Annotated in this window: 10 protein-coding genes and 1 pseudogene; 6 read left to right on the top strand and 5 right to left on the bottom strand. The window is 59.7% G+C overall.

Annotation, left to right across the window (positions count from 1 at the left end; genetic code table 11):
• The 5 genes from ACRXB1_RS22080 to ACRXB1_RS22100 all read left to right on the top strand — a co-directional run.
• Positions 1-473: MarR family winged helix-turn-helix transcriptional regulator (locus tag ACRXB1_RS22080; protein WP_449493217.1), on the top strand; the 473-nt coding region annotated here is incomplete at its 5' end.
• Between the two features lie 263 nt (positions 474-736).
• Positions 737-1,456, top strand: coding sequence for a glutamine amidotransferase (locus ACRXB1_RS22085; RefSeq protein ID WP_062168478.1), 720 nt, complete (start codon positions 737-739; stop codon positions 1,454-1,456).
• A 16-nt stretch (positions 1,457-1,472) separates the two neighbouring features.
• Positions 1,473-2,180, top strand: a complete 708-nt coding sequence (locus ACRXB1_RS22090) for an MOSC domain-containing protein (protein WP_062168477.1) — start codon at positions 1,473-1,475, stop codon at positions 2,178-2,180.
• 410 nt (positions 2,181-2,590) lie between these two features.
• On the top strand, positions 2,591-3,703 hold the full coding sequence (locus ACRXB1_RS22095; RefSeq protein WP_449493218.1) for an NADH:flavin oxidoreductase/NADH oxidase: 1,113 nt from the start codon (positions 2,591-2,593) through the stop codon (positions 3,701-3,703).
• 221 nt (positions 3,704-3,924) lie between these two features.
• Positions 3,925-4,374: an SET domain-containing protein gene (locus ACRXB1_RS22100; protein WP_062168475.1), complete on the top strand. Its 450-nt coding sequence runs from the start codon at positions 3,925-3,927 to the stop codon at positions 4,372-4,374.
• Between the two features lie 55 nt (positions 4,375-4,429).
• On the opposite strand, the gene ACRXB1_RS22105 is transcribed toward ACRXB1_RS22100, so the two are convergent.
• The 3 genes from ACRXB1_RS22105 to ACRXB1_RS22115 form a co-directional block, all read right to left on the bottom strand.
• Complete coding sequence (locus ACRXB1_RS22105) at positions 4,430-5,875, bottom strand: sensor histidine kinase (protein ID WP_449493219.1); 1,446 nt, start codon at positions 5,873-5,875, stop codon at positions 4,430-4,432.
• 107 nt (positions 5,876-5,982) lie between these two features.
• A complete protein-coding gene (locus tag ACRXB1_RS22110; RefSeq protein WP_056356328.1) occupies positions 5,983-6,669 on the bottom strand; it encodes a response regulator transcription factor in 687 nt (228 codons plus the stop codon).
• Between the two features lie 533 nt (positions 6,670-7,202).
• Positions 7,203-7,508 (bottom strand): 4a-hydroxytetrahydrobiopterin dehydratase, encoded by a 306-nt coding sequence (locus ACRXB1_RS22115; RefSeq protein ID WP_086380850.1) that lies wholly within the window; start codon positions 7,506-7,508, stop codon positions 7,203-7,205.
• 90 nt (positions 7,509-7,598) lie between these two features.
• Here ACRXB1_RS22115 and ACRXB1_RS22120 point away from each other — a divergent pair, with 90 nt between their 5' ends.
• Positions 7,599-8,087, top strand: a complete 489-nt coding sequence (locus tag ACRXB1_RS22120) for an Lrp/AsnC family transcriptional regulator (RefSeq protein ID WP_062168471.1) — start codon at positions 7,599-7,601, stop codon at positions 8,085-8,087.
• Positions 8,088-8,093: 6 nt separating this feature from the next.
• Here ACRXB1_RS22120 and ACRXB1_RS22125 read toward each other — a convergent pair whose 3' ends face one another.
• On the bottom strand, positions 8,094-8,612 hold the full coding sequence (locus ACRXB1_RS22125; RefSeq protein ID WP_062168469.1) for a class IV adenylate cyclase: 519 nt from the start codon (positions 8,610-8,612) through the stop codon (positions 8,094-8,096).
• 85 nt (positions 8,613-8,697) lie between these two features.
• Positions 8,698-9,399, bottom strand: a pseudogene (locus ACRXB1_RS22130) (LysR family transcriptional regulator substrate-binding protein); the annotation flags it as partial.
• Positions 9,400-9,508: the final 109 nt, after the last annotated feature.

The following is a 9,508-nucleotide window of genomic DNA, read 5'->3' on the forward strand; positions in this document are numbered from 1 at the left end:
TTGGCGAGATCGCGCGGGAAACCGCGCTGACCGCCGCCACCACCAGCGACGCTGTCAGCACGCTGGAAAGCAAGGGCCTGGTCGAAAAGCGCCGTGCGCTCGACGACGGCCGTGCGCTTGCCGTGCGCCTGACCGCGCGCGGACGGACTGCTGCAAAGAAGGCGCTGGTGTGGCCGGAGTTCCTGACGAAGGCTGTCGGCACGCTGAAAGCCGATGAACAGACGCAGTTGTACCGGAGCTTGCTCAAGACCATTCGACAACTCGAAGTCGTGCAGCAGATTCCGCCGCACCGCATGTGTCTGAGCTGCACGCATCTTGAAGCGAGCAAGAACCCCAAGAAGACGCCGCATCACTGCAACTTGCTGAACATCGACATGGGCGACACCGACCTGCGTCTCGATTGTTCGGTGTATGAAGAAGGCGATCTTGCCAAGCAGAAGAAGAACTGGAAGATTTTCGCGCAGGTTGCGTAATCATCCCGGACCGGACGTCCTTTCTCGGGCGTCCTGCTTGATCAGGCCAGTTCGATAAGACGGCTCTCGTTCGCGAGCCGTCTTTTGTCGTTTGTCTCCCGCCTAATCCTCGGCATCGGGCGCGAAGCAATCGAGTCTCGGTTAGACTATTTCGACGCGCTGAGCGAAGTGCTCAACGCCCGACCCTGTTTTTTCCGTACGTGCGCCGCACTGGCCACGGCCCTTCTGATCCCCGCTTGCCGGCTTATCCTGGATGACCGCCGATGAAACGTGAAGTCCTGGCGATACGCCACGTCTATTTCGAAGATCTCGGCAGTCTGGAACTGGTGCTGGGCGATCGCGGGCAGCTCGTGCGATATCTCGATGTCGGCCGCGCCCGTATCGAGGCGCCTGATCCGCTCGATACATCGTTGATGGTCGTGCTGGGCGGTCCCATCGGCGCATACGACGACAGGCTTTTCCCCCATCTGAACCCATTGCTGGCGATGCTGAAGAAGCGCATTGAGGCGGGGTTGCCCACAATCGGCATTTGTCTGGGTGCGCAGTTGATTGCTCGCGCACTGGGCGCGAAGGTCTACCCGGCGGCGCAAAAAGAGCTGGGCTGGAAGCCGCTCACATTGACCGATGCCGGCCGTGCATCCGCGTTGCGTCATTTCGAGGTAAACAGCGAGTCCACGCCGGTTCTTCATTGGCACGGCGACACGTTCGATCTGCCGGAAGGTGCGACGTTGCTGGCATCGACGGATGTCTGCGTGAACCAGGCATTCAGTTGGGGCGATCACGTCCTTGGTTTGCAATGTCATCCGGAGGTGCTTGTGGACCGGTTCGAAAGCTGGCTTGTCGCGTACCCGGGCGAGGTGGCGGAAAGCGGCACTGACGTAATCACCCTTCGCGCCGATACAGTGCGCCACGGTCCCGCGCTTGAAAGTGCGGCACGCAAGATGTTTGGTGAATGGCTCGACAGATTCGAGTCCGCCAGATAAAGCAGGGAGCTCACGAATGAATCCAGTTATCGATGCCGTGCTTGCAGGCAAGGTTGCGCCGCTGGGTGCGCATGGCAAGCGCAGTGCAATCCACAAGATAGCGTTAGCGGTGCGAACCCACGTAGGCGAGACCGGCCTTGAAGGTGATCACCAGTACGAGCGCAAGCATCATGGGGGTCCGGAAAAAGCGCTGCATCACTACAGCCGCGATCATTACGCCGCGTGGCGTGAAGAATGGCCGGAGACATCGGCGGGCTTGATGCGCTTTGATACGCCGGGTGCATTCGGCGAAAACATATCTACCAGCGGTTTGAATGAAGCAGATGTATGCGTGGGCGATGTGTATCGGTTTGGTACGGTGATTGTGCAGGTATCGCAGCCGCGCCAGCCGTGCTGGAAGTTGAACCTGCATTTTTCCCGCGATGACATGTCGAGACGCGTGCAGGACACGCGCCGAACGGGCTGGTACTACCGGGTACTTGAACCGGGCGAAGTATCGGCAGGTGACGTGGTGGAGCGACTGGCGCGACCGCACGCCGACTGGAGTATTGAGCGATTACTGCGTGTGTTTTATGTAGACCGTGATGACAGGGAGGCATTGGAAGAGATGTCGACCCTTGAGGCGTTGACGCCGTCGTGGCGGAGTACGGCGGCGAAGCGTTTGGAGAGTGGCAAAACAGAATCCTGGTCGATGCGCCTGAACACCCCCGCAGGCGCAAAGTAAAGAAGGTTTCCGAGTTGACTGCCACAGGCACTGGTGGCGAAGCGTGTGGGTATCGGTGTTCGGAGGGGGAGGGTTTCAACTGTTGGTGGTTATGGCGTCGAGCGTTCTTCTGAAGTACCAAACAGTTGTCAGTGCACGCTCGGGACACTTAAGAATTAGCGGTTGAGAGGCGTTTTCTTTGCTTCGTTTCTTTTTCGCCGTTGGAAAAAGAAATGAAGTGCCGCCACGCACAGTGGCTAAAAGTGCAAAAGAGAACAGCTAGAACAGAACGCGCGGTAGCGTAGAAAGCATCAACCCAGCATCAACCCCGACCACAACAACAAACCCAAGCGCCAGCGGCCTTCCTGTGCATGGAAAAAACCGAAGTGCTATCCTAAAACGCCTCCAATCCTCACCTTCGGAACCCCTCCATGAGTGCCTTGTTTTCACCATTCACTTTGCGGAGCGTGACGCTTCCGAACCGCATCGTTGTATCACCGATGTGCCAATACTCTGCTGAGCGTGGTGAAGCGACGGCATGGCACATGATCCACTTGGGCAGCCTGGCGTTATCGGGCGCGGGCATGCTGTGCCTTGAAGCGACAGCGGTCGAGCCGGACGGTCGCATCACCCCAGGCGACCTGGGCCTCTGGGACGACGTGACCGAAGCGGCGCTCAAACCGGTCATCGATGCAATCCGCAAGCATTCGCACATTGCGATCACGATGCAGCTCGGTCACGCCGGCCGCAAGGCATCGAGCGCGGCGCCGTGGGACGGCGGCCAGTTGATCCCGGTGTCGGAAGGTGGATGGCTGCCATCGGCGCCATCGGCGGTTCCACACAATGAAGGCGAAACGCCGCCGCTCGCACTCGATACCGCCGGCCTCATCCGCATTCGTGACGCATTCGTGGCAACGGCGAAGCGCGCAGCGCTCCTGGGCCTGGACGGGCTCGAAGTGCACGCCGCGCACGGTTACCTGCTGCATCAGTTCCTGTCGCCGCTTTCGAATCATCGAACGGATGAATACGGCGGTTCGCTCGAAAACCGCATGCGTTTTCCGCTCGAGGTCTTCGACGCCGTGCGCGCCGCATTCCCCGCCGACAAACCCGTGGGCCTGCGTGTATCGGCATCGGACTGGGTGGAAGGCGGCTGGGATCTGGAGCAGACCATTGCGTTCGTGAAGGAACTGCAGAAGCACAACGTCGACTGGATCGATGTATCGTCGGGCGGCGTCTCGCCGTTGCAGAAGATCCCGCTGTCGCCGGGTTATCAATTGCCGTTCGCCAAGGCCATCAAGGAAGCGACGGGCGTGACCACCATGGGCGTCGGTCTGATCACCGATCCGCAACACGCTGAAGAGATTATCGAGTCGGGTCAGGCGGATCTGGTCGCGCTCGCCCGCGGGCTGCTCTACAATCCGCGCTGGCCGTGGCACGCAGCCGCTCAACTGGGTGCGACCGTCGAAGCGCCACCGCAATACTGGCGCTCGCAACCACGTGACCAGAAGGCGTTGTTCGGCGATATTTCATTCGGCCAACGATAAGAAATAATGAGCGGTTGAACTCGTGCGCGCCTAGCGTGTACGATGCCGATGTTCACCTGCATGCGTTCAACCATGCAAGTAAAGCAACGCGGCGCCTTGCATTCAGGCCGCCGCGTTTTTTTAATCCACAAACCGGTTCGTCACCGTTCGCGTGAAGCCGGGGCGGGGCAAAGTTGAAGCGTCTGCTAAGCCAAACCGATTCGTTTTAAAGGATCCAGTCGATGAGTTCACGGAGGGTCGTTGTCCGCCGTTCGGGCATACACGGCAAGGGCGTATTCGCCGCTGCGCCACTCGCCAAGGGCGAGCTGATTATCGAGTACAAGGGCGAACGCATTTCGTGGAAAGAGGCGTTGCGCCGTCATCCGCACAACCCGGACGAGCCGAACCATACGTTCTATTTCGCGCTCGAAAACGGCAAGGTGATCGACGGCAAGGTCGATGGCAACAGCGCGCGTTACATCAACCACTCGTGCGCACCGAATTGCGAAGCCGAAGAAAAGGAAGGGCGCGTGTTCATCCACGCGCTGCGTGCGATCAAGGAAGATGAAGAGCTGTACTACGACTACGGTCTCGTCATCGACGGTCGCATCACGAAGAAGCTGAAGAAGGAATACGAGTGCCGCTGCGGCGCGAAGAAATGCCGCGGCACAATGCTGGCGCTCAAGAAGTAGGAATTTTGCGTTGCCAGGAGAAACGCCACGTCAGATTTTTTGCCGTGGCGTTTTTTTATGCAGACTTCAAAGGCATCCGCACGATGAAACGCGCGCCACCTTCCGGCGCCGGCGCGTTTTCGTAATGCACGCTGCCGTCGTGCAGGACCATGATGTCGTGGACGATCGCGAGGCCGAGTCCGGCGCCGCCTTCCACGCCGTGTCCATCGCCACGAAAGAAGCGCTTGAAAAGGTCCGGCTGCTGTTCGAGCGGCACGCCGGGACCGTTGTCTTCCACCACGATTTCGCCGAGCTTCCGGCCATTTTCGTCGATAGTCTGCGTAACCGTGACGGTCACGCGCGCGCCTTCCGCGCGGTGCGTGGGCACGTATTTCAACGCGTTATCGATCAGGTTGGCAATCACCTCGCGCACCAGCACGAGATTGCCGCGCACTGTCAGCGGATGTTCGTTTTCGGGATCGTCGAGACGCTGGAAGCCCAGGTCGACATGTGCGTTCAACGCACGTGGAACCCATTCGGCGCCAGTTTCGAATGCGAGCGCGGCGTAGTCGAAATCGGTGAAACGCGCGGCCTGCTCGCCCGGCTCGGCGCGCGCCAATGAAAGCAATTGATTCGATAATCGTACCGCCCGATCCGCCGATGCCCGCAGTTCCTTCACCGCTTCCAGCACCTTGGCCGGGTCCTTTGCGCTCGCGGCCTGCTCGGCGTGCAGCTTCACGGCAGTCAACGGCGTGCGGAGCTGATGGGCGGCATCGGCGATAAATTTGCGTTGTGCGTCGAGCGCCGTCTTCAGGCGGTCGAGCAGGCCGTTCATGGCGCTCGTCAGCGGACGAATCTCGATGGGCACGAACGATTCATCGACCGGTTCCAGCGATGTATGCGTCTGCCGGTTGAGGGTATCGGCGAGATCGGTCAGCGGGTTGAGCTGCTGGTTCACCACGCGCCAGACGATCACCCAGCCGGCCAGCAGTAACAGTAGCAGCGGCATCATGATCGCGACCATGAACTCGACCGCTATCCGGTATCGGGACCCGACGCGTTGTGCGACTTCAACCACGATCGGATTGCCGTGCGCCTGATCCACGCGCACCTGCGCCGCACGCACGCTCGTGCCCTGGTAGGTCGTCTCGAAGACGTATGCGTAGTGAATGCGGCGCACGTTCGTGCCGGTCAGCGGCAGATCGGTTTCGCCGGCGATCTCGTTTTCACCGTCGCTGATCCGGTAGATCAACTGTTCGACAGGATCGGAGAACATGGCGCGGGCGAGCGGCGGCACCGTCAACGGGGCATCGACGCCGGCAAGCTGGATCTGTTTGGAGATTGCCGTGGCGAGGTCCGCAAGCGAACGATCGACCACGTGCTGTGTGTATTGCCACGCGAGCCAGTAAGCCATCAGGCCGCTCATCAGCGCGAGCAGGGACAGCGGCGCGGCGAGGCGACGCAGCAGCGAGCGCCGCAGGCTTGGCGGCTGGCTCGAGGACGTTGTTTTCGACTGCGCCAGGTGCAGCCAGTCGGCGCGGTCGAAACGTTCGTCGGCGGTGCGCCGTGGAGGGAATCGCAAGGTGCTGGGTGTGGTCTCGTCGGGCTGATTGGCCACGGACGAACCGCTTATGCGGCCGGCCGGATTTCCTGCAGCAAGTAGCCAAAGCCTCGCACCGTCACGATTTCCACGCGGCAGTTTTCGAGTTTCTTGCGCACCCGGTGCACGTAGACTTCAATGGCGGTGTCGCCCAGGTCACCACCGAAATGCGTGAGGTGATCCTGCAACTGGGCCTTGCTGACCACGCGGCCGTGACGCAGCAACAGCATTTCCAGCACGGCGAATTCGCGCGGCGACAGTTCGAGCGGTTTTTCGTCGTTGAAGATGCGCCGATCCACGCCCGACAAACGCAAACCACCCAGCGATACTTCCGGACGCGGCACATCGCCATGCGGGCCGCTACGGCGCATTACGGCGCGAATCCGCGCTTCGAGTTCGGCGGGTTCGAACGGCTTGAGCATGTAGTCGTCGGCGCCGCTGTTCAGGCCCTGGACACGGTCATGCAACTCGTCGCGCGCCGTCAGGATGATCACTGGCGTGTGACGGTTGCCCTGGCGAAAACGCGACAACAGCGTCATGCCGTCGATACCCGGCAAGCCGAGATCGAGTATCACCAGTTCATGACGGTTTTGCGTGAGCGCCTGCTCCGCAAAAATGCCGTCGTGAACCATATCGACGGTGAAACCGGCTTGTTCGAGGCTGCTTTGAATGCCGCGTGCGATAGGGCGGTCATCTTCAATCAGAAGGATTCGCATGGAGGTCGCTCTTATACGATATGGGTTAGGCTCGATTGCACGCTGCGGCTGCCGGCCGGAATTCGCGCATGCTGCGTGACGCGGTGCCAACGGGCAGTCCAGCAATCCTTTTCTTCTTACGCCAAATGCTGCATTGCACATTGCCTTGCAGCGGTTTTATTGCGGCTCGACACTCGCCAGATTCCCATTTGCGTCGAATAAGCCGCCTCGGTTCTTGACGCGCGTAACTGCTTTTCTAAAAGCAAATACGTCGCCAGAACCGTATGCGTGGTGATTGTACAGGGTCGCTCTGTGCTGCCGACGAAGTGAAGCTTTCGAAGTCATGGCGTCACTCCAAAAGCTTACGTATTGATTATGCTCCAACTTTCCGAATGAAAGCCTGCGTTGGCAAAGTCTTGCAACCCGCTTCGTTTTTGCTTTCGAATGGGCGAGCGGCGCGCTTTTTACAGCCTAATATTGCGGATTTTGAATGTCATCGTTTGTAATACGCAGGTTACGGTTTTATCGCAATAAGATTGCTTCGGGCACCGTCTTTATGCATCGGCCGAGGTTTTCGTGATTGAATCGATGAACCTTGCCAGCTTCGCATCGCGCGAAGTCAGGCCTTTTGCCTCGTGTGTAGATAGCGTGATTTCGACCTTGTTATAGACGTTCGACCATTCCGGATGGTGGTCCATCTCCTGCGCCTTGATTGCAACACGGGTCATGAAACCGAATGCTTCGTTGAAGTCGGCGAATTTGAAGCTGCGGTGAATGGACGTTGCCGAGTCGTCGGTTTTCCAGCCAGGCAGCTCATTCAGAAGCGCGGTCAATTCATTGGCTGTGAGTTTTTCGATCATTTCGATGATTCTCCATAATCCGGGTCATGCGTTATCTTGCACCCGGCGCGGTAAGCTTGCGTCCTTTCGGATCCAACGCAGGTGTTTTCCATGATCGACCTCGATCACTTCGATCTCGCGCTGCTCGACGTCCTGCAGCGCTTCGGCCGCGCCACGCACCAGCAACTGGGCGAGGAAGTGCCGCTGTCGCCGTCGCAGATCGGGCGGCGACTGCAGCGGCTGGAAGCAACTGGCGTGATCGATGGATACCGGGTCGTGCTGCGTCCGGAAAAGCTCGGGCTTGGCGTGACGGCATTCACCAGCCTCAAGCTGAAGCATCACGGGGATACGGTTATCGACCAGTTCCAGCAGCAGATCGAGACCTTGCCCGAGGTGCTCGAATGTCACGCGACCGTGGGTGACGCCGACTACCTGCTGCGCATCGTCGCGCCCGATCTGAACGCACTGTCCACCTTCGTGATGAAGAAGCTGATGCGCGTGCCGGGCGTGGACAGCGTGCGCTCGAACATCGTGCTGACCACGTTCAAGCGCAACGGACCGTTGCCGCTCGGCCATCTCGCGGCCAAAGATCCGGAATGAACCCCATCAAGCCGGTTCGCTGAGCAAATCGACGTACGCAACCGGCACCAGATCCGCACTCGATACCCCCAGCTTCGCGAACAATTCTTCTGCTTCCTTCTCGCCGCTTTCTTCGTCGTCGTCCTGACCGAGCAGCACTTCCAGTTCGATGAAATCGCCGAGCCCGTCGACGCGATCCAGATGAATCCGCGTGCGCCCGACGTTATAGACGTGCCGCTCCTTGTTCACGATACCGCGCGTATTAAGCGCCTGCGCGAGCAGCGCGTGCATGGCTTCGGGGTTGGTCACCGGACTGCGCGAGTAATACGAGACTTTCGGGCCATCGCGGTCGTCGCGCTGATAGAAGATCAGTTCGGCGGGCGTGTTGTCATCGAATTGACGCAATTTGAGGCGGCCGTTCGGCACATCGTAGAAAAAATCCTGCTGGCGATAGATCATCGGCGGTTCTGTTGCGAGCGCAGCCGCGCGCGCCAGAAGCTGGTCGAACTGATGCGCGCGGGCCTTGATTTCAATGTTTCGTGCCATGTTTGCGTATTCCTGTTCACGTGGGCGCGAGAAGCGCGAGCCTCAGACTAACAAAGTTTGGCGGCCGCGCTATTGAACTTCGCAGTCACGTCGCCCACTGGTCTTCAATCAGACGTAACGCCGCGGCAATGCTCGGCTCCTCACGGCGCTCTGCCAACACGATGAACGACAACTGCGTCGGCACCGTGACGCCCTCCACGATAGTCAGCGCATGCGCGTGCGCCTCGGCAAGCGCAATCGAATCCCGGACCAAGGTCAGTCCCACGCCCGACTTGACGAGATCGAGCATTGACGGCTCCTGGTCCACCTCGGCGACTTTCACGGGCTGGACGCCTTGGGCATTGAACAGGCGTGTCAGCAAACGGTTGTGCGCCGATTCCGCCGGCGTCCAGATCCATGGCAGACGAGCGAGCGCGGCCCAATCCGGCGCGCCGGTTTTTGGATGCGTCGTGCGGTTCACGCGGTCTTTCCAGCCGGCCGGCGCGAGCACGCGATACAAATAGGGCTTGAGCTGAACGACATGAAAACGCGTGGCGTCGCGGGGTTCATCGACCGCCGGATCGCCGATGTAAAACCCCACGTCCAGATCGCGCGCCTTCAGCCGTTCGAGCACCCAGCCGGACATGCCGTGCCTGAGCGCCGTCTCGACCCGCGGGTAGGTCTCCACCAACGCGCGCAAAAACCCGCCCAGCCGCAGGAATTCGGGATCGAGGATCGTACCGATGGTCAGCCGCCCGCTGATCTCGTGCCGCAGTCCGGCGGCGACGCGCTGGACCTCGCTCGCGGCGTAAATAAGGGTTTCCCCTCCAGGGTCGGAAGCATAGACTTCTCACATCCGAAAACGAATTCAGAAACCGCTTATTAACTTCTGAAATCGCTTCGAGACGACAAACAAA

This window comes from Caballeronia sp. M23-90 (assembly GCF_053574605.1).